The organism is Brevibacillus borstelensis, from assembly GCF_003710865.1.
Taxonomy (GTDB): Bacteria; Bacillota; Bacilli; order Brevibacillales; family Brevibacillaceae; genus Brevibacillus; species Brevibacillus borstelensis.
In genome coordinates this window covers 48,844-69,272 of record NZ_RHHO01000021.1, presented here as the reverse complement: position 1 = coordinate 69,272, position 20,429 = coordinate 48,844, and the positions used below count along the sequence as shown (strand labels likewise).

Annotated in this window: 14 protein-coding genes and 1 CRISPR repeat array; of the genes, 12 read left to right on the top strand and 2 right to left on the bottom strand. The window is 55.2% G+C overall.

From position 1 onward, the window contains the following. Window positions 1-201: 201 nt before the first annotated feature. Window positions 202-444 (top strand): hypothetical protein, encoded by a 243-nt coding sequence (locus EDM54_RS11520; protein WP_259676341.1) that lies wholly within the window; start codon window positions 202-204, stop codon window positions 442-444. A 926-nt stretch (window positions 445-1,370) separates the two neighbouring features. Beyond that, window positions 1,371-1,883: a hypothetical protein gene (locus tag EDM54_RS11515; protein WP_122958213.1), complete on the top strand. Its 513-nt coding sequence runs from the start codon at window positions 1,371-1,373 to the stop codon at window positions 1,881-1,883. A gap of 839 nt (window positions 1,884-2,722) precedes the next feature. Continuing rightward, window positions 2,723-3,339: a CRISPR direct-repeat array (repeat unit 36 nt; unit sequence CTGAAAGTAGCTGTGATGCTGAAAAGCGTTTAGCAC). A 117-nt stretch (window positions 3,340-3,456) separates the two neighbouring features. Here EDM54_RS11515 and EDM54_RS11505 read toward each other — a convergent pair. Then, the gene (locus EDM54_RS11505) at window positions 3,457-4,182 is read right to left on the bottom strand and encodes an MOSC domain-containing protein (RefSeq protein ID WP_003391799.1); all 726 of its coding nucleotides are present in this window, start codon (window positions 4,180-4,182) and stop codon (window positions 3,457-3,459) included. 213 nt (window positions 4,183-4,395) lie between these two features. Between EDM54_RS11505 and EDM54_RS11500 the strand changes: the two genes are divergently transcribed. From EDM54_RS11500 to EDM54_RS11460, 9 genes are all read left to right on the top strand, one after another. Next, entirely contained in the window at window positions 4,396-6,768 is a 2,373-nt protein-coding gene (locus EDM54_RS11500; protein WP_122958212.1) for a DUF8815 domain-containing protein, read from the top strand. Next, window positions 6,765-7,691 carry an ABC transporter ATP-binding protein gene (locus EDM54_RS11495; protein WP_003391796.1) on the top strand — a complete coding sequence of 309 codons (927 nt, stop codon included), beginning with the start codon at window positions 6,765-6,767 and terminating at the stop codon, window positions 7,689-7,691. The genes EDM54_RS11500 and EDM54_RS11495 overlap by 4 nt, the downstream gene beginning before the upstream one ends. Then, complete coding sequence (locus tag EDM54_RS11490; RefSeq protein WP_122958211.1) at window positions 7,688-8,578, top strand: ABC transporter permease; 891 nt, start codon at window positions 7,688-7,690, stop codon at window positions 8,576-8,578. Before EDM54_RS11495 ends, EDM54_RS11490 begins: the two co-directional genes overlap by 4 nt. Next, window positions 8,578-10,380 (top strand): DUF8809 domain-containing protein, encoded by a 1,803-nt coding sequence (locus EDM54_RS11485; RefSeq protein WP_122958210.1) that lies wholly within the window; start codon window positions 8,578-8,580, stop codon window positions 10,378-10,380. The genes EDM54_RS11490 and EDM54_RS11485 overlap by 1 nt, the downstream gene beginning before the upstream one ends. A gap of 14 nt (window positions 10,381-10,394) precedes the next feature. Then, window positions 10,395-11,381 carry an AAA family ATPase gene (locus EDM54_RS11480; protein ID WP_039071527.1) on the top strand — a complete coding sequence of 329 codons (987 nt, stop codon included), beginning with the start codon at window positions 10,395-10,397 and terminating at the stop codon, window positions 11,379-11,381. Next, a complete protein-coding gene (locus EDM54_RS11475) occupies window positions 11,378-12,259 on the top strand; it encodes a DUF58 domain-containing protein (RefSeq protein ID WP_039071526.1) in 882 nt (293 codons plus the stop codon). Before EDM54_RS11480 ends, EDM54_RS11475 begins: the two co-directional genes overlap by 4 nt. A 15-nt stretch (window positions 12,260-12,274) precedes the next feature. Continuing rightward, window positions 12,275-14,191: a vWA domain-containing protein gene (locus EDM54_RS11470; RefSeq protein ID WP_122958209.1), complete on the top strand. Its 1,917-nt coding sequence runs from the start codon at window positions 12,275-12,277 to the stop codon at window positions 14,189-14,191. Further along, window positions 14,181-17,273 carry a VWA domain-containing protein gene (locus EDM54_RS11465; protein WP_255320340.1) on the top strand — a complete coding sequence of 1,031 codons (3,093 nt, stop codon included), beginning with the start codon at window positions 14,181-14,183 and terminating at the stop codon, window positions 17,271-17,273. The genes EDM54_RS11470 and EDM54_RS11465 overlap by 11 nt, the downstream gene beginning before the upstream one ends. 81 nt (window positions 17,274-17,354) lie before the next feature. Then, a complete protein-coding gene (locus tag EDM54_RS11460; protein ID WP_024983596.1) occupies window positions 17,355-18,116 on the top strand; it encodes a class I SAM-dependent methyltransferase in 762 nt (253 codons plus the stop codon). Between the two features lie 159 nt (window positions 18,117-18,275). Here the strand turns inward: EDM54_RS11460 and fakB are convergent, their stop codons facing one another. Next, window positions 18,276-19,133, bottom strand: a complete 858-nt coding sequence (gene fakB / locus EDM54_RS11455) for a fatty acid kinase binding subunit FakB (RefSeq protein ID WP_039071261.1) — start codon at window positions 19,131-19,133, stop codon at window positions 18,276-18,278. A 326-nt stretch (window positions 19,134-19,459) separates the two neighbouring features. Here fakB and EDM54_RS11450 point away from each other — a divergent pair, with 326 nt between their 5' ends. Further along, window positions 19,460-20,323, top strand: a complete 864-nt coding sequence (locus EDM54_RS11450) for a patatin-like phospholipase family protein (RefSeq protein WP_122958208.1) — start codon at window positions 19,460-19,462, stop codon at window positions 20,321-20,323. Window positions 20,324-20,429: the final 106 nt, after the last annotated feature.

Sequence of the window (20,429 nt, the reverse complement as noted above, 5' to 3'; positions counted from 1 at the left end):
TTTTCTTTGAAGATCGGGTACAGCCGTACATCCGTTAGCAAATGAAAGGCTTCATCCCCGAAGGGATTATCTTTCTCTCCACCAACGCGTCAAGGGTTCGCTTCGCCTCACGCCCTTGACTCTATTGGCTCCGAAAAAGATGTCCCAATTAGGGGGATGAAACCTGTTCATATATCGGTTGATTGAGTTTACACAAAAATCTTGACAGACCCAGCATTAGAACAAGGTGAATACTTACTTTTCTTAAATGGACAGTATGATGATAATTTAAAGAAGCTGATCTTGATACCCAATACACCCAATCAACTATTCAAAACAGATAAATCAAGAAGTCTCTCTTCTAAGCAATTTACTACTCAAGAATTCGAAAATGTCACTGATGTAGATGCACTTCCTTCTATCGCTGAAGATGCTCTATTAGAAGCAATTGAGAAGGTTAAGTAATTAGCTACTAGGGCACTTCATGTTGAGGTGCCTTTCTCTCTTAATTAAAATATCCTTTCATTCTGTCTTTTCCTGCATATTCTGAAAGTACCTCCTGTAATGCTGAAAAGCGTTTAGCACGAGCTCTCGCCTTTCGCATTGTCCCCTGTAATTCTGCTGAAAGTAGCTGTGATGCTGATAAAGCGCTTAGTACGCGAAATTGCTAGTGATTTCTCAATTGGTTGCACTCATTAAGAAACACTACCAACTTGTTCTCTAGTAGTAGGTTTCCGTAATCCTAACCGCTTCGTCCTAGTCTGTCGTGACCAAGTCAATAGCACAAAAACTCAATACTCGCCATGTCTGGATGCCACTTCCCCCCGTCCGTAGTAGGAACAATGCAATCTATCCACTTCGTATAGTTCCCTATCCTAGATAAAGAAGGACAATGGCGTTCCCCTCACAGCAATGACTTTCGCAGTAGGTAAACAGGATATTTATCTAATCTTTGTCTTCGAAGACCAATTTCTTGTAGGAGCTTGACCACTTACTTCAAAGCTCATTGAAGCAAGTTCCCCGCGCTATTCTATTCTCCATGAGAACCGGTTTTACGTCCTCTGCCCCCTTCCTGTACGCCCGGATCTAGCGCTCCTCGGGCCCTTTGATGTAATCCGACTAATCCAATAATATTTCCTGTAATTTCTAAGCAATGATTCCTTACACGATTCGATCCCTCGGTAAGCTCAAGCATCAAAATCTGTTCGGACTGGGATTCGTACATCTGGGTACAACGTCCAAGTGTGGAAGTTGGCACTATACGGAACGTCCGTTTCTGACTGGTCCGGAGGCTACAAGGAGGGATTCATGGGGACGAGACGGACAGCAAGCAAAAAGCGTCAGCTCTCATTTCGCTTGTCAACTCTTATGTGAGCCTGGGGGATCTTATCTTGGCTGACTATTATTTGAAAAAGTATGAACAGAGCGAATATGCCGATTTTCGAAAGAAGCATTTGCGGGCGCTTCTGCATGCGAAAAAAGGAGAACTTGATCAGGCTATTACCCTTTACCATGAGTGTCTGCATGAAGCAAAGCCGGATGGGCGTATTTCCATTGTGAGCGATCTTTTGGAAGCGTATTTGGAGAGCGGCGAGGACGACTTGATTAGGGAATTGATCGTATGTGAGGATCAGTTTTTGCCTGCGGACATTCTCGTCCATCCGCATCGGATCAAGCAAGCAGCGCGATACTACAAACGAAAAGGAGTCTGCCAACTCTCCATTGGGCAAATGGAGAAGGGCTTTCATAGCCTTCTTGAAAGCATGGGTTATTATCGCAAACTAGGAGCCAGTGAAAAGGCATTTGAATGTATGGGTCTTTTCTTAAAGTACCATCGGTTACATGAGAAGAGTATTTCCTTTGAACAGATGGAAACTATTAAGAAGTTGTGTAATAATAGTTAAATAAAGGAAGGGGAGGCGTAAGTTATGAAAAAACTGTTAGTAATGCTCGCTTTTACTTTCGTTTTCACCACAACCACAATGCCTTCATTACTTCCGGATCAGAAAGGCCCAGGAGTAATAGTCAATGGAGCGGAGCCTGACTGGTAGGAAACATTGTGAAACGAAGCTGTGACGCCTCTCTCGTTTGAGAAAAGGCGTCTTTTTCTTGAACATTGATTCCGAACTTTGAGCGTAAAGTGATATTTTAACGGGGAGGTGTTTTTAACTTCCTTTCTAATTGTGACTTATCGGGGAGCTGGTGAGGTATGGACATTAGTATCTTTAGAGTAAGCGATCTATTGGGGATTGCTGTTGGAATATTCTTTTTCATCCTCTTCAAATACATGTTTACTAAAAATAGAACTACTTTACGGTATAAAGTTTGGGAGTATGTTATTCTTGTGATTGTCATTTGGGTGTTAAAATCACTTTTTAATATTTTCCTCTAATAGGTTGAACAATAGTAAGAAACCCTCAAAAAGGAGTTTGCGTTCTAATTTAGGGGATTGGACACGCTCCACCCTCATAGTGGTGAACATTGTAATTCGATTCAAGTACCAAGGTCATTCTTGAAACAGAACCTGAAAAAAGTATGATGAGGCCGTTCCTGACAGGGTTTGGACGATTATCCTGTTTAGGTAGGTGCTTGAAAATTAGGAGGAATACTGGTAAATCAATAAGTATGGGTATTGCATTCCTATAAAAGAAAGGGCCTTTTGTAAAAAGTGAACCGCTTCGTCAGAGGTGCTTGAAATGAAGGGCGTCTTTCCCATATGTATCAAGGGTTTTTTGTGGAGGCTCTGAAAGTAGCTGTGATGCTGAAAAGCGTTTAGCACAAGTGAAGATGACGGCACCAGAACTGGCACCACAGGCCTGAAAGTAGCTGTGATGCTGAAAAGCGTTTAGCACTAAGGAGGACACAAAGTTATGCGTATCTTCTCAAACTGAAAGTAGCTGTGATGCTGAAAAGCGTTTAGCACACTATAAGGATTACTTCAATGTTGGATCATACAAAGACACTGAAAGTAGCTGTGATGCTGAAAAGCGTTTAGCACCTTCATTCTCTTTGCGTTTAGCTTCGAGAGCGGAAAGCTGAAAGTAGCTGTGATGCTGAAAAGCGTTTAGCACCAAGAATTTCTTAATGCCAACCCAGTAGACAATTCTGAAAGTAGCTGTGATGCTGAAAAGCGTTTAGCACTTCACAATTTCGAAAATCACCCGCAAACCCGCGCCATTACTGAAAGTAGCTGTGATGCTGAAAAGCGTTTAGCACTGTACGCAAGGATATATTGTAATCAGGAATTTCGACCTGAAAGTAGCTGTGATGCTGAAAAGCGTTTAGCACTGTACGCAAGGATATATTGTAATCAGGAATTTCGACCTGAAAGTAGCTGTGATGCTGAAAAGCGTTTTAGTCCACTGTCCATAAAGCGAAGGCGTGGCCCTGCAGCCAACAGCGGCTAGAAAGCCACGCCATGTACATGCCAATTTTAGTAATTCCGCCCCATACGCTCAGCAGACGCTCTCCGAAACATCACCCCAACAAACCCGCCACATCCCCAACCCGAACAACCCCGGTTTCAACCACAGCCGCATACACTCCAAAGCAAGCCTCCCGACTCGTCGCAAGCGTCTTCAACAAGCCAGGGTCAATCGAGTAATCCCCCGGATCAATATTGACCATCGAGCAGCGCTTGCACTTTTTGTACACTTCCACGACTACCTCGCCAATCTGAATCCGCCGCCCGATCCAGTCCTCCTCGGCAAATGGCACTCCATCTGCTTGCTCCAAGACGATATTAGGCCTGAAACGAAGGGGGTCCACCGGTTTTCCCCACATCTGCTCCAATGCCCGTACGGAAGCGTCTGTCACGATCAGCAGCTGCGCCTGATCGACGCCCATCAGCTCATCCTGCGGCGTAAAGGTGACGGGAACCAAAGGCCGTCCGCTGAGCTGCTCGATTTCCTTATGCAGTTCCTCATCTGTCCAAGGAACTACCCGCCCGTCCGGTGTTGTTATCCGAACATCGGGAAAAGACGTCTCATCCCCTTCACTGACGCAGGCAGCCTGATACTCAAGCAGCTTGGGGACATGCTTTGCCGTCAGGTGTCTGACCGGGCTTTTCTCGTCCAAAAATGCGCGGCTGCGGTCGCCGTACAGGCCGAACCGGGATACGGCAGCTTCCTGCAGGCTTTCCCCGCGAAACGACTTGACCGGATAGCGATGGATGGCACTGATTTTCCCTAGCGAATGTCCCATGTTGAAGTCTCCTTTTTGGTTTCTCGTCACTAACTGTATTCTATCTGTAGATCCAAATATACCTTAGACAAGTTGCGTGATCGTCCACATCTTTTTCAGTAAAAACGCTAATTTTTTGCATTTCTGAAACAACCTGTAGCTTTTCTTCCATATCATACGTCATAACTGTAGCACGTTATCTAATCAGACATGTCGTCGGTGGAGGTAGGAGAAATGAATCGAAAGAAGCCCAAGCAATGGCTCTTGGCCTTTTTGACGTGCCTGCTTTTGGTGGCAGGGGCGCCGGGCGGATGGACGCCAGCCGTGCAGGCGGAAGTGCCGGTGCAGCTCGGCGTGACGGCCGGGATTGGCGGCGATTACAAAGAAACCGGAATGGTTCCGATCCAGGTGACGGTTAGCAATAGCGGTTCGGACGTGGAAGGAAACCTGGTGGTCAATGTCAGCGACAGAGGAGGGGATTCCTTTTCTGTGGCGTACTACCAGCCAGTCTCCGTCGCCAAGGGGGCGACAAAACAGGTGACCTTGTCCGTACCAGGCAACCAAATCGGCCCCAATACATACGTAGCCTTTATGCAGGGCGACAATATTGTGGCCAAAACCTCCATCGGAGGAAGACGCTACAGCGGGGACGCGCTGTTCGTGGGCGTACTGGCTGCCAATCCGGATACAGCCAATTTCCTTGGAGCCATGCCCAGAGAGGCGTTTAACAACCAGGTTCGGGTCCTTCCGTTGAAAGCGGAGCAAATGCCCGTGGCAAGCACTGATTTGCAGATGATTGACATTTTGCTTCTAAATAACTTTGCCCTCGACAGCCTGAACAGCCAGCAGGTGCAGGCGATCCGCGAATGGACGACCGCAGGCGGCATGCTGATGCTGGCAGGCGGGGCTCATTACGGAAAAACGGCGGGCGAGCTGAAGGAGCTTTCACCTGTCGAGGTGACTGGCGTTACAAGCCTGACCTCCTTGCAAGCATTGACGGTGGAGAAGACCAATGCCCCTGCCCTGGACCGTCCGTTTACCGTAAGTACAGGTGCGCTAAAAAGCGGAACAGCTCTTTACACCGAGGCGGGAGTGCCGCTTCTCGCCACCCGTGCTGTCGGCAACGGGAAGGTCATGTATATCGCCTATGACCTTACCGAAGAGCCCGTGGCCAGTTGGAGCGGAAACAGCCGGTTCTGGGCTGACGCTTTGAAAAAGGGGTTCGGCTCCAATTTGAATCAGACACATCGCGACCCGATGGATTCCGTTTGGGCGCTGGACAATGCGGCTGACCGGATTCCCGCGCTGAAAATGCCCGACATGAAATGGCTCGCCCTCTTTTTCGGCATCTATGCGTTTGTGGCAGGGCCGATCCTGTTTTTCCTGCTCCGCCGCAAGCGGAAGCAAGGCCTGATGTGGGGGGGAGTACCCGCTCTTGCCGTAGTGACAGGTATCGGGATTTTCACGTTTGGAGCGCTGCAGCGGGGGACGACGCCGCTGTTGCATCAGGTCGGGTTTGTCGAAATGCTCAGAGATGGAAAAGCGAGCGCCAAGGCGGTCACAGCGATGTTCGTCCCGAGCAGCAGCGATTATGAGATCGTGGTGAAAGGAAACGGCAGAACGTGGCCGATCCTGCCATACCAATACGGCCAGGAGGAGCCGAAAGCATGGGTGTCGACCCAGCCGGACCAGGCCCAGGTGCAGTTCAAGGACGTGGAATTCTGGTCGATGCGCAAGGTCGGTACGGACCAGCACCTCTCCGATGTCGGGACATTCGAGTCTGATCTGGTCTTTACGAATGGTGCCCTGAAAGGGACGGTGACGAATAAATCGCCATACTCGCTGAGAAATGTCGTAGTGGCGGCGGATAACCAGACACAGAGCTTTCCGGAGCTGGCCCCTGGCCAATCGATACAGGTCGAGTTGAAATTCGACCCGTCCTCCCAGACCGTGACGGGACGCGGCCGGAGCAGTGCTCGCTTGTTCCTGCCCTCGCCATACCAGGGCAATTACAATCCTGAGCCGAGCAGGGAAGAGATGATGGTGGATATTCTGGAGGACCGACCGAGATTTCAAAAGAATGCGCCGGTTATGCTGGTCGGCTGGATGGATGCTCCGGTCGTGGAAATGGACATGAAAGGAAGCCCGTTCAAGCCGTACAGCATTTCCCTGGTCACGGCACCGCTTTCTATCAAGCCTTCGCCGGACGGCTACGTCTATTACCCGACCAGCGCGTTTGATGCAGTGAAAACAGGCAGCTCCACAGAGGTGGATGATGTCGGCGACGGCTACATGATGCGAGCAGGCGACATTACGCTCGAATTTGAAACGAAAGCGCAAAACAAGAGCCTGCAGGTCGAAAAAGTCAACTTGTACACCTGGTCGGATGACAATACGCCCTTCGACAAACAGGTCTACAACTGGAAAACACAAACGTTTGATCCTTTAGACAAAGCGTTTGTGAAGAACGTGATGACCAAGGACAAGACGGCTGACTACCTCTCTGTGGAGGGAACGCTGCGCATCAAGTTCTCGCACAGCTTTGAAGATCACCGCCATCTCGGCACGCCGGTGATCAGCGTGGAAGGAAAGGTGATCAAACCGTGATCAAAATTGATAAACTGCGAAAACGATACGGAAAGATGGAAGCGTTGAAAGGACTGTCGCTGGAAATCGACAAGGGAACGGTTTTCGGCTTTGTCGGTCCGAACGGAGCAGGCAAATCGACCTCGATGTCCATTCTCGCTACGCTATTGGAGCCGACCAGCGGCAAAGCGTACGTGGGCGGCTATGAAGTGACCAGCCATCCTCGCCAGGTCCGCAAGCTGATCGGGTACATGCCTGACTTTTTCGGCGTGTACGACAATTTGACCGCAGAGGAATATCTCGACTTTTACGGCGCCAATTACGACATCCCTGTCCAGGAACGTCGGCAGATCATCCCTCAGCTGCTGGAGCTGGTCAATCTCAGCCACAAGCGGGATGCCTACGTCGACTCGCTGTCGCGGGGGATGAAACAGCGGCTCGGATTGGCCCGTTGCCTGGTGCACAATCCCGAGGTGCTGATTCTCGACGAGCCGGCCTCCGGTCTCGACCCGCGGGCGCGGATCGAGCTGCGCGAGATTTTGAAGGAGCTGCGCGATATGGGCAAAACGATTATTATCAGCTCGCACATTTTGCCCGAGCTTGCGGAGATGTGCGATGTGATCGGCGTGATCGAGGAAGGAAACCTGATCGCTTTTGGCAAAGTGGAAGAAATCTACGCCAGAATGCAGGAAAAGCGGGTTTTGCGCATCCGTCTCGTCGACCGGATGGAAGACGCACTGACCCACCTGAAGCAGCAGCCTCTCGTCTCGAACGTGACGAGAGAAGGAAACTGGGCCGTTGTCGGGTTTTCCGGCGATGACCAGCAGCAGGTCGAGCTGCTGCGCAGCCTCGCTCTGGCAGGCCTTCCGGTAGCCGCTTTCAATGAGGCGGAAGGGAATCTGGAAGAAATCTTTTTGGAAATCACCAAGGGGGTGGGCTCATGAACGTCTTGCGGCGATTTCGCAATCCCGTGCTGATGAACGAACTGAAATTGCGCATGCGGACCAAGCGCTCCCCGTGGATCATTACGCTGTATTTGCTGGTGCTGGGAACCGTGGCGCTGACCTTCGTCTTTTTGATGACCGGAGCGGGCAGCTACTACAACCCCAACGAGACCCGGGAGCTGTTCATGATGCTTTCGCTCATGCAGCTGGCGATGATTTGCTTTGTCGTCCCGGGCCTGACGGCGGGCGTCATTTCTGGAGAGAGGGAGCGGCAGACGCTCAGCATCCTGCTGACGACCAATGTCAGCGCGACCAAGCTCGTGCTCGGCAAGTGGCTCGCTTCGCTCAGCTTTATGAGCTTTCTCGTGTTTGCCACGATTCCGTTGTACGCCATCATCTTTTTGTACGGGGGAGTTTCTCCGGCCCAGCTGCTGCAGGTATTCGCCTTTTATGTAGTGACCATGCTCGGCCTTGGCAGCATAGGTGTGCTGTTGTCCACGCTGATCAAGCGGACCGGTATTGCGACCGTGCTCAGCTACGCGCTCGTGTTTGGATACGGGGTAGGGACCAGCGTGCTGGCGGAAGTGATCCGGGAGTTTATCCGTTTCCAGCGCAATGCAAACAACATTACCGGGCCTTTTCCGGTCTGGCCCGATTTTTTTCACAGTCTAAACCCGCTGTTTGCCATGATGAGCATTTTTGAAGAAGGGCCCTTTCGCGGTCTTCGCCGGATGGCCGGCAGCAAGTACGCAGCGCTGGCGCTTGATCCATACGCGATTTACTGCTTGTTCTTTGCCGTTGTCACGATCATTTGTCTGGCGCTGTCCATCTATCTGATTAAGCCGGTGAAGCCGCGCTGGCGCAGGAAAGCCGCTACTGGGGAGTGATGAGCGTGTTTGGTCCTGAAAACAAGGATAATCTGCTGACGCTGCTCGCGCCGATCAAAAAGCGCGTCTTATACCGGGAGAGCGCCCGCTGGCTCGTGGCGGGGGCTCTATGGGGGCTGGGAGGAAGCTTTGTGCTTCTCCTCCTGGCTCGTCTTTTTCCCATTCCCTTCTACAAGTGGCTGGTGCTCGCCGCTGCCTTGGCAGGGGTTGCGGCTGGTATGGTGCGCCTCTGGAGGGCGCGGCCGACGGAGCGGGATTGTGCCCGGCTGGCCGACAGTCGCGGGTTGGCAGAGCGGGTTGCTACGGCGCTGGAGTATCGGGAGAACAGCTCTCCATTTGCCGCGGCGCAGCGTGAGGATGCTGTCAACCGGCTGCGGCAGTCTTTGCCGCATATTCTGGAGAGCATCGAGGTCTGGCCGATCATCCGCAAGCAGGCGTATGCGGCCGGAGGAGCGTTGGCCGTTTGCTTGCTGCTTCTGCTCTGGCCCAACGCCCAGGACGAGCGGCTGGCTCAGATGGCGCAGCAAAAGCAGGCCCAGGCAGCCGCCGAGGAATCGCTGAAAAAGCTCCAGGAGGAAGCAAAAGCCCAGGAAGGCTTGAGCGATGCCCAAAAGAAGCAGCTCGAAGAAATGATTGAACAGGCGAAAAAAGCGGTAGCAGAGGCCAAAAGCCCTGCGGAGCGGCTGAACGCGATGAAGGCGGCGGAAAAGCAGTTGGACAAGTGGAAGCAGTCCCAGGAACGGAAGATGGCCGGGCTGCAAAAGCTCCAGGAGACCATTGGCGGACAGCCGGGGCTGCAAAAGGTCGGAGCCGCGATGAACAGCGGGGACCGCCAAGCGATGGTTGATGCCCTGAAGGAATCGGCCAAAGCGGTTGAGGCGTTGAAGGCCGAAGAGCAGAAGGCTCTCGCTGAAGCGTTGGGCAAGGCGGCCGAGCAACTGGCAAAAGAAGGCCAGGCAGCAGGCGACGAGGAAGCGGCCAAGGCAGCCGAACAGCTTCAGGAAGCAGCCAAGCAGCTGGCCCAAGGAAATGTCCAGCAGGCGTTTGCTCCACTCGAGACCGGACTGGCGCAGGCTATGCAGCAGATGGCAGAGGCGCGCACGGCGGCACTCCTGGCCGCACAGTCGATGGCCGCGATGCAGCAGTCTCAGATGATGCTGGCTGGCGCTGGCAGCACGGCCAATGGCTCGGCTCAGGCTGGTGCAGGGGCGGCAGGAGGAGCAGCGGGCAGTCCGGGCGGAGCTGTCCCGGTCTCTGCATCGGCGGGAAACGCCCAGACAGGTACGGGGGCAGGCTCGCAAGCGGCAGCGGGCGGAACGGCAGCCGGAGGAGCTGGAAGCGACGGCTCGGGAAATGCAAACGGGCAAGGCTCGCAAAATGGCAATGGCTCAGGCAACGGCAATGGTGCCGGAAACGGGAATGGAAGCGGAAACGGCAATGGCAATGGCAATGGCAACGGATCTGGCAACGGAAATGGTTCAGGAAACGGCAGCGGCTCAGGCAGCGGTTCCGGCAAAGGAGCCGGTGCAGGTCTCGGCCAGGGAAGCCACGAGCTGGTGACTGTCCCGTCTGCCCGCATCGGGGGCGAGGGGCCGGTTGACACGGTTGGCGGACCGCTCGGGGAGGGCGCTTCCCAGTCCCGCCAGACCGGGGCGACGCAGGTATCGTCCGGGGGAGCGCTCCCGTACGAGGAAGTGTACGGACAGTACGCCGAGTTTGCCCGGGAGAGCCTGGAGAAAAGCTCCATTCCCAGCGATTATCAGGACGTGGTGAAAGAGTATTTCAGCAATATTGAACCGTAGGGGGAAGTGAGCATATGGCAGAGCAACAAGCATGGGAAGAATGCCTCCAGCGAGTGGAGAGAGTTCGCGAGGAAATCGGAAAGGTTCTGGTTGGCCAGCGCGAAGTCGTTGACCAGCTGCTGTGGGCGGTATTTGCAGGAGGGCATGCACTCTTGGAGGGCGTGCCGGGACTGGGGAAGACCCTGCTGGTCAAGACGCTTTCGCAAGCGTTTGAGCTGTCCTTTCAACGGATTCAGTTTACGCCCGACCTGATGCCGACGGACATTACCGGCACGAACATTTTGAGCGTAGATGAAACGGGACAGCAGTCGTTCCAGTTCCAAAGGGGCCCGATTTTTGCCCACGTCGTTCTGGCGGATGAAATCAACCGGGCGACGCCCAAGACGCAAAGCGCCCTGCTCGAGGCAATGCAGGAGCGAACCGTTTCCGCGGGGGGCGTGACTCGGGCGCTGCCCGATCCGTTTTTTGTTCTGGCTACGCAAAACCCGCTGGAGCAGGAAGGGACGTATCCGCTGCCGGAAGCCCAGATGGACCGCTTCCTTTTGAAAATAGAAGTTCCGTTTCCCACGGCGGACGAGCTGAAGGAGATCGTGCTCAGGACGACGGCGGGCCAGGGAGCTTCTGTCGAGAAAGTGGCATCGGCGCGGGAGATTGCCGATATTCAGCAAGCGGCCCGCGACATTCTCGTCGCAGATGCGGTACTCAGCTATGCGGTGAAGCTTTTGCTGGCGACCCATCCGGGCGAGCAGGCGATCCACTCCGTCAACCGTTATGTCCGTTCCGGTGCGGGGCCTCGCGGCGTGCAGGCGATGGTTGCCCTGGCGAAAGTGAGAGCGCTGCTATCCGGCAGATTCAACCTTTCCTTTGAGGATATTGACGCAGTCGCCTTGCCTGCTTTGCGCCACCGTGTCTTCCTCAATTTTGAAGGGGAGGCAAACGGAATTCGCCCGGATAGCATCGTCCAGGAGATTCTGGCCGGATTGGAGAAGGAACGGGCATGAACAAACACCTTCTGGACCCGGCCTGGCTGAGCCGATTGGAGCGCATGCAGGTGCTCAGCAGACGGTTGGCAAGCGGCACCCAGGTCGGGAAACGCCGTTCCAGGCAGACCGGGAGCTCGCTTGAATTCGCCGATTACCGGGCCTACGCGCCTGGAGACGACCTGCGCCAGCTAGACTGGAATGCCTATGCGAGATCGGGCAAGCTGTTCGTCAAAAAGTTCCTGGACGAGCAGGAGCTGCACGTCACGCTTTACATTGACTGCAGCAAATCGATGGGCTACGGGGAGCCGCCCAAGCTGGAGCGTGCCGTGCAGCTAGCCGCTGCACTCGGGTACATCTCCCTGTGCCATCTCGATTACGTTTCGGTGTACGCCTTCGACCGGGAGATCATCGCCTCCTTGCGAAATTTGCAGGGAAAAAACAAGGCGGCACAGCTTTTTGACTTTCTCGCCTCGCTTTCGGTCCGTGGGACGGGCGATCTGGAGCAAGCGCTGCGCTCGCCCGGTGCCGTCCACGGCAAGACGGGCGTTTCCCTCGTTCTGTCCGACTTCTTGTTTGAATCCGGCTACGAGGACGCAATCGCCTATCTGCAGGCGACCCGGCAGGATGTCACACTGGTGCAGCTATTGTCCCGGGAAGAGCGCGAACCCGCGTACCAGGGGGAGCTGCGCCTGATCGACAGCGAGACGGGGACGGGCAAGGAAATTTCCGTGACCCATGCCTTGATGGATGAGTATCGGAAAACGGTCCGGGATTACCAGGCCGCACTCGCGCAATTTGCTTACCGCAGGGGGATTTCCGCCGTCGATGTAAAAACGGAGACGCCCCTGGAGGAAGTTGTCTTTCAAGTATTTCGGCAAGCAGGAATGATTCGCTAGGGAGGAGGAGCTTTGATGCAGTGGTTGGCTTTAGGCAATCTCGGTTTTTTGCTGATCGTGCCGGCGATCGCGGCTCTCTATCTCCTGAAGCGAAAGGTGGAAGATGTAGAGGTGCCCAGCACCCTGCTATGGCAGCGGACGCTGCAGAGCTGGGAGGCCGTTCGGCCATGGGAGAAGCTGCAGCGAAACCTGCTCTTGCTGCTTCAACTGCTGGCGGCCATCCTGCTGGTGCTTGCCTTGGTCCGCCCGGCTGTGCCGATGGCCGGAGCGATAGCCGAACACACGATTTTGGTTGTAGATACTTCGGGCAGCATGCTGGCCAGGGAAGGCGGGCAAACCCGCTTTCAAAGGGCCGTGGCAGAAGCGGAAAAGGCGGTGGAAAATCTGGGCAGCGGGCAGGCCGTGACGTTGATCGAGGCAGGCCGCGAGCCAAAGGTGTGGCTGTCCAAAAGCACGGAGAAAGAGAAGGTTTTGCAGGCGCTCCACTCGCTCGCTCCAAGGCCCGGAGAGACTGATCAGCACGCAGCCCTTTCCCTGGCGGGAGCCATCGCCTCAACGGAAGAGGGAAGCGGCGTGATGTGGTTTGGCGACGGCGGGGGAGAAGATCTGCACGAGCCGGGGCAGAGCACCGCTGCAGCGGTTTCCATTCCGGGGCCGTTCCGTTTCCATGCTGCCGGCCGCTCCACGGAAAACGTGGCTGTCGGCGCTTTCGTCACACAGACCGGAAGCGAAGGCACGGAAGGCTTGCTGCGCATCGACAATCACGGGTCGCAACCGAAAAAAGGCAATATCTCGATCTTCGGGCTTGACCAAAATTTGCTCGACGTAGGCACGTTCTCCGTCGAGGCGGGAGCTTCCCAGACGGTTGCCTTTGAACGATTGCCCGCGATGCCTGCGTACCGGGCCGTAATTGCAGCGGAGGCGGACGGTCTGGCCGAAGACAACGAGGCTTGGAGCGTTCCGTATGGTTCGGGCAAAGGCCGGGCCGTACTGGTGAGTCCAGGGGGAAACCGTTTCCTCCATCAAGCCCTGCAAACGGTAGGAACCGTAGAGCTTGAGACTGAGACGGCACTGCCGGGCGGGAAAAGCGGCGCAGCCGATCTGTGGATTTTTGACGGTGTGGTTCCGGACAAGCTGCCGGAGGGAAACATCTTGCTGATCGCGCCCGATAAAAAAACGGACTGGCTTCCGTACCAGGGAGTGGCGGAGGTGACTGGCAATCTCGAATCCGTGCAGGCGGATGACCCGCTGATGAAGTACGTGGACTGGCGGGAAGTGCATGTATCCAAAAGCGCTGTCTGGGGTTCGATTCCCGGCTTGCGCACACTCGTGCGGGCGGGAGAGAACGAGTTGATTGCAGCAGGTACGCTGGAGGGCAAAAAAGTTGTCATCATCGGCTTTGACCTGCACGACTCCGATTTGCCGCTGCGGCCCGCCTTCCCGATCTTCATGCAAAATGCCGTCACCTGGCTCTCTTCGGTGCAAAGCGTCCCGATTGGTCCCGCGTTGCCGGGCGAAGCGCTTGCGGTCTCCTTGACGCCAGGCGCGGCCAAGCGGGTGCTGACGCTGCCTGACGGCACATCGCAAACGCTGGATGTACAGGGAACGACCTGGCTGTTCCAGGTTCCCGAGCAGACCGGGCTGTACCGGCTGACAGAGGAAACAGACGGCGGGTCGGCCCCTGTCGAACGCTATTTTGCCGTCCACATGAGCGAGGCGGAGTCCGATATCGCTCCGCGTATGCTGCGTGTCTCTTCTGGCAAAGCCGCAGGGACGGACAACGATGAGGACAGCATAGAGGGCGATGCCGCTGGACAGAGCCTGGACGGCAACGCACAGGCGACGGGGGCAAGGGAGCTTACGTATTGGATCGCTGCGCTGGCGCTTTTGATTGTGTTTGTGGAATGGAGGGTGTATCGCCGTGGGTATTGACGTACAGCAACCGTGGTTTCTGCTGCTCCTTCTCCCGGCGGTATACGCGGTGCTTCACTGGTGGCGCGGGCAACAGCAGATGCCAGTCAGCCGCAAAAGCGTTATCGCCGCGATCCGGACAGCGGTCTTTTGTCTGCTGATTCTGGCTTTGGCCGGCATCCAGGTTCTCTACCCGGTACGGGCCGAGACCGTTGTTTTCGTCTGGGACAGCTCGGCTTCGATCAAGGACGATCAGCAGCCCAGCCGTTTTCTCAGGGAAGCGGTGGAAGGCAAGCGGGCAGAGGATCAGTACGGCATCGTCGCGACAGGGGCCAACGCGGCGGTAGATCAGCCGCTGACGACGAGCAGCCAGGTCCAGCCTGTCTTTGTGGAAGTAAACCGCCACGCCACCAATCTGGCGGAGGGAATCCGGCTTGCGCAAGCGATGATTCCTACCGGCGCCCGCGGCAAGATCGTGATCATCACCGACGGGATGGACACGCACGGAGATACGGCGCGCGAAGTCAAGCTGGCCAAAGAGCGGGGGATTGCGGTAGAAAGCGTCCTTTTCGAGCAGCCGCAGGGCGATGAGGTCGTGCTGTCTGCCGTTCAGGTGCCGGATCGGCTGTACGCGGGAGAGGAATACGCGATCAAGGTTGAGCTGGAAAGCACCGTTGCGACCAAAGCGGTGCTTCGCCTCTACGAAGGAAACCGCGAAGCCGGGACACAAGTCGTTCAGGTCGAAAAGGGGAGGAACCGCTTTCTCTTTTCCCAAAAGGCTATGAATGAGGGCTTTCACCGCTACCGGGTGGAAATCGAGCCGGAGCGTGATACGGTGCAGGCCAACAATCAGGCATTTGCCTATACGCAAGTGACGGGGACGCCGTCTGTTTTGGTTCTGGAAGGACATCCCGGTGCCGCCAGCAACCTCGTCCAGGCTCTCCAGGCTGGCAATATCAAGGTTGAGACGAAGGACGTGGCGCTGCTGCCAAAAGAGCTGGAAGGCTACAAGCAGTACGCTTCCATCATCCTGGCCGACCTGGCCGCAACACAGGTCAGCGATGCCGATATGGAGCGGATCAGAACGGCTGTCCGCGATCTTGGCGTCGGGTTGATCATGACAGGAGGCTCCGACGGTTTCGGTATGGGCGGCTGGTTCCAGACTCCGATCGAAGAGGCGCTTCCCGTGCATATGGATTTGCGCAGCAAGGAAGAGCAGCCTACGCTGGGACTTATGCTGGTCATCGACAAATCGGGCAGTATGGCATCCGATGCGTATGGCGTCGACAAAATGGAGCTGGCGAAGGAAGCCGCGATCCGGGCCACGACCATGCTCAACCGCCAGGACGAGATCGGCGTGATCGCGTTTGACGGCAGCCCGTGGGAAGTGGTGGCCCCTCAAAACGTCACCGATCTGCCTGCGATCCAGGGGCAGATCGGGAGCATATACGCAGACGGAGGCACCGATATATTCCCGGCGCTGCAGATGGCCTACGACCGGATCAAGACAATGAAGACGAAGCGCAAGCACGTCATCCTGCTCACAGACGGACAATCCGGCCGCGAAGACAATTACCAAGGCATGCTGGAGCAGATGATCGGGGAAAACATCACAGTTTCGACCGTTGCGGTCGGGGATGATTCCGACACAGGGCTCTTGCAGGACATCGCCGATTGGGGAAAAGGACGCTACTACTTTGCGAGCGACGCGACCTCGATTCCGAAGATTTTCAGCAAGGAAACGGCCCTCGCCAGCCGGACGTTTATCGTTGAAAAACCGCAATACCCCGAGCGCACGGGGGCAGGCGACTGGGGGACGCTCCGGCAGCCGCTTCCGCTGCTTCGCGCCTATGTGGCGACGACACTCAAGAAGACGGCAGAGCCCGTCTTGATGAGCCAGGACGCCGACCCGATCCTCAGCCGTTGGCAGTACGGTTTGGGCCGAGCCGTCGCCTGGACGAGCGATCTGGAAGGCAAATGGGGACCGGATTGGGTCGCATGGTCGGGCAACAGCCGTCTCTGGACGGAGATCGTCGGCTGGACGCTGCCCCAGGTCGAGACCGGACGTTGGCAGGTCGAGACGCAGCTTGACGGGTCCAGAGGAAAAGTGACGGTATCCTTGCCAAAAGGCGAAAAGCTGCCGCAGGAGCTGGAGGCTGTCGTCGTCAACCGGGAGATGAAGCGGGAAGTGGTCCGGTTGAAACCTGTCGCTCCAGGGACACTGGAAGGAAGCTTTGACGCCGCCGAGCCGGGCAGCTACCTGATTCAAGTGACAGAGAAAGCAAACGGAAAGGTGACGGCCGGGCAGACAGCCGGGCTAAGCGTATCGTATTCTCCCGAGTTCGGATTGCAGCAGGACGGCGAAGGGCGGATGCAGGAGTGGCTGTTGGCAGGGGGAGGCACGAGAATTTCCGAACCGTCAGAAGTATTTTCCGGCAAGCTTCCGTCCAAATGGGAAACACAGCCGATCGGCGACTGGCTGCTGATGCTTGCGGCTCTCCTGTGGCCTCTCGACGTTGCGGCCAGGCGCTTGCAGCTCCCTGAGCGTTGGTGGGCAAGGGTGACTGGATGGCTTCGGAAGCGAAGGACTGCAGAAGCTGTGGAAGAGACGGAAAGCGCCGCCGTGTTTGCTCGACTCGGGGAGAAACGGGGACAGCGTTTTAGAAGCAGCGAGAGCGGTCAAGACAGGCAAGGCAGCCAAACCAGCCAAACCAGCCAAACCAGCCAGAGCAGTCATAGCACTTCAACCAGCCAAACGAACTTGGGCAATCAGGCCGGAGGACAATTGGACAATGACTCCCATGCAGCCACTAGTTCCAACGGAGCCACTGGCTCCAACGCTGCCAATGTCTCCGCAGGCTTGAATGCCCGGGATCAAGGCACATCCGCCGGTTCGCTTTTTGACAGACTGGACAGGGCAAAGACCGAGCGCGGGAAAAAAGGGACTGGCACACCAGCGAGCGGGCTGGGGCCGTCTGCAGATTCCTCACGACCGTCCAGTGCTCCCCAGTCGGACCAGCCTCAAGCAGAGAGCAAGGGGACGGAGCAGACTGGAGAGACCTTCAACAGGCTGCTTGCCGCCAAAAAGAGAAAGCAAAAGTAATCACATTCATTAATTATGAAAGTGTGCGTTGGCGCTGAACTCCTGGATATAGAAGTTCTTTTGGGGAAAGAGGAGGAAAAAATGGACCGACAAAAATGGTTTGACTGGTTGCTCGAAGAAGCCAAAGTACCGTTTGAAGGCTGGGATTTTTCCTACGTCGGGAAAACAGGACGGTTGAAGGAAGCGCCACTTTCCTGGAATTACACCGGCCTCGTCATGCGCAAGCTGCCGGAGATCGGCAGCCTGCTCGATATGGGTACGGGGGGAGGCGAATTTCTCTCCATGCTAAAGCCGCTTCCCGCTCAAACATACGCTACGGAAGGCTACAAGCCCAATGTGGCGGTTGCCAAAGGCAGGCTGGAGCCTTTGGGCATTACGGTAGTCGAAGCGGATGGGGAGGACGCCCTGCCGTTTGCAGATGAATTTTTTGATCTGATTATCAATCGGCACGAGTCTTTCGATGCGGCCGAGGTATTCCGTATCGCCAAAACAGGGGCTTCCTTTCTGACGCAGCAGGTCGGGGGTGAAAACGATCTGCTGCTCAACCGGCTCCTCGGGGCGCCCATTCCAGAGGAATACTTGCATTGGAATGCAGACTACGCAGTCAAGCAGCTAAAAGAGGCGGGCTTTGCCATCGAGGATTGCCGCGAGGAGATGGTGCCGACCCGGTTTTACGATGTAGGAGCGGTAGTCTACTATCTCCGTGCGGTTCCGTGGCAGATACCAGACTTTTCGCTGGAGAACTACGCGGACGGCTTGTGGGAGATGCACTGTCGGATGGAAAAAGACGGATATATCGACATCCCGAGCCATCGTTTTCTGGTCGCTGCAGTCCGCCAGTAATCACGCGAGAAGCAAAGCATAGGCAAAACATTGCAGGCACCTGCTCAAATCAGAGCGGTGCCTGTTTCTGTTTACCCTTTGATTTTCAATCAAGCCTGCTGCTGCCAGTCCCATTCCGGCTTTCATGCGTGCCTGCCGTCGTTTATCGATGACATTCGCTCAAGATGACTTGGGCTCGTTGGTCCATGTCAGAGCAATGGTCCCTTGCCCGCCGTGAACGCCCAGTACCGGACTGAGCGGATACACGAGCACCTCGATATCCTGATACTTGCTTTTGATCGTTTCCTTTAATTCCAGCGCTTTGTCCATGACATTGCCGTGCAAAATTTCCACTTGGGTAATTTTGTGGATTCCCCGGGCCAGGTCAAGCTGATCCATGATTCGCCGGAAGGCTTTTCCTTCGGTTCGAACTTTTTCGAACAATTCGACAACACCGTTCCTGATGCAAAAGATCGGCTTGATTTGAAGCAGCGTGCCAACGATCAACTGAGCGTTTGACAACCGCCCGCCTTTATGCAGCTGTGACAGCTTTCCGATCACGATGTAGTTTTCGTTTTTGCTCGCCTCTTCCCTCAGGGTGGCGGCAATCTCCCGATAGTCCATGCCTTGCTCCGCCAGCGAAATCCCTTTCAACAGCAAGGTGGTGATCGGATAAGAGACGATTTGGGAATCGACGAACTCGACGGGAAACTCGCTCATGGCAGCGGCTGATTTGCTTGTATTGTACGTGCCGCTCAATTGGCTGGAAAGGTGAATGGCGATCGCGCAATCATAGTCCTCCGCCAGTTGCTCATACAGCTCGACAAATTTGCCGATTGCCGGTTGCGAGGTTTTCGGTACGGTTTTGGAGTGGTCGATTTTTTCATACAGCTCGCTGGAAGATAATTGAATCCCGTCCGCGTAGGCGCCGTCTTCAAAGATAACGTCCAAGGGAACGACGTGGATGTCGTATTTCTCCCGCAATTCATCGGGTACAACGGCCGTGCTGTCTGTAATCCAGGCAATTCGCTGTTTCAAAAAAGAAAGCCCCCTTTGCGTTCACTAGCCCTATCATACTAGAAACGCCAACGCAGGGGACGAAGAGATTATTCCAAAACGTTGACAAGTTCCTGGTAAATCAAGCCAACCGGGTTTTTCACCGATTCTCGTGATATGGCAGATTGCACGCAACTGACCGACAGAGTGAGGGCCTCCAAAAAGGAAAAAGCCCACAAGCAAAATAACGAGCGAATGGGGCAGGGCCGGGCAAATTCAGGTGTAAATCGGTGAATTACCTTCCTGTTCCCACAGATACTATATCCGTACATGTTCATGCGAGGCTTGTTTCACAGGAGGGAGAAAACATGGACAGCTTCGGATTGGTTCTCCAGGGAGGAGGCATGCGCGGAATCTATACGTCGGGGGTTCTCGACTGCTTTCTGGAGCACGAGCTGATTGCTCCGTACATCATCGCTGTTTCCGCAGGGGCTTGCAATGCCCTTGCTTACGTGGCAAGGGAAAAGGGAGTGGGGAAATACATGTTTATCGAGCATCTGTGCGACATGCGGCATTTCTCTCTGCGCAATCTGTATCGGCATGGCTGCATGGTCGGCATGGACTTCATTTTTGAAGAGCTTCCCCGGCGGATTCTCACCTCTTCCTTTCAGGGACTTGCGCAAGCACCGGAGAAATTGGTTGTCGCCGCGACTGATTTTAAGACAGGCGAGAGCATCTACTTTTCCAAGGACGAGCACGATCAAGAGCTGTTTCTCCTTGCGGTTCGCGCTTCGTGCAGCATCCCGCTGCTATCGGGAACGGTCTGTGTTCAAGGGGCGAAAATGCTCGATGGCGGCTTGGCAGATCCGATACCGATCGGCAAGGCGATAGAGGATGGAAACGAGCGGAACATCATCGTGCGGACAGGTACGGAGGAATTCATCCGGCAGCCAGCCAATCTCGCGTGGGCCACAGACCGGCTATTTCCCCGCTACAAGCATCTGATGCGGGTCGTTTTCGATCACCATCGGCGCTACAACGATACGCTTGCCCGCATCCGGCAACTCCGTGAGGAACAACGGGCCTTTGTCATAGCGCCGAGCAGACCGATGAACATCCGGCGTGTGGAGAGGAACCGAAATCGCTTGATGGAGCTGTACACGCTCGGTTACGAGGATGCGAATAGGTCGCTTCGCCCTCTCTATCAGTGGCTGGAGAAAGTCCGCCTATAGCGGGCTTTTTTTATTGCCATTTTGAAGTGTGCCAGGCCCGTTTGGACCAGGTCCGTTTGTACTGGATAACGTGTTCTTTCCATTCCGCTCCGTTGCACATTTTTTA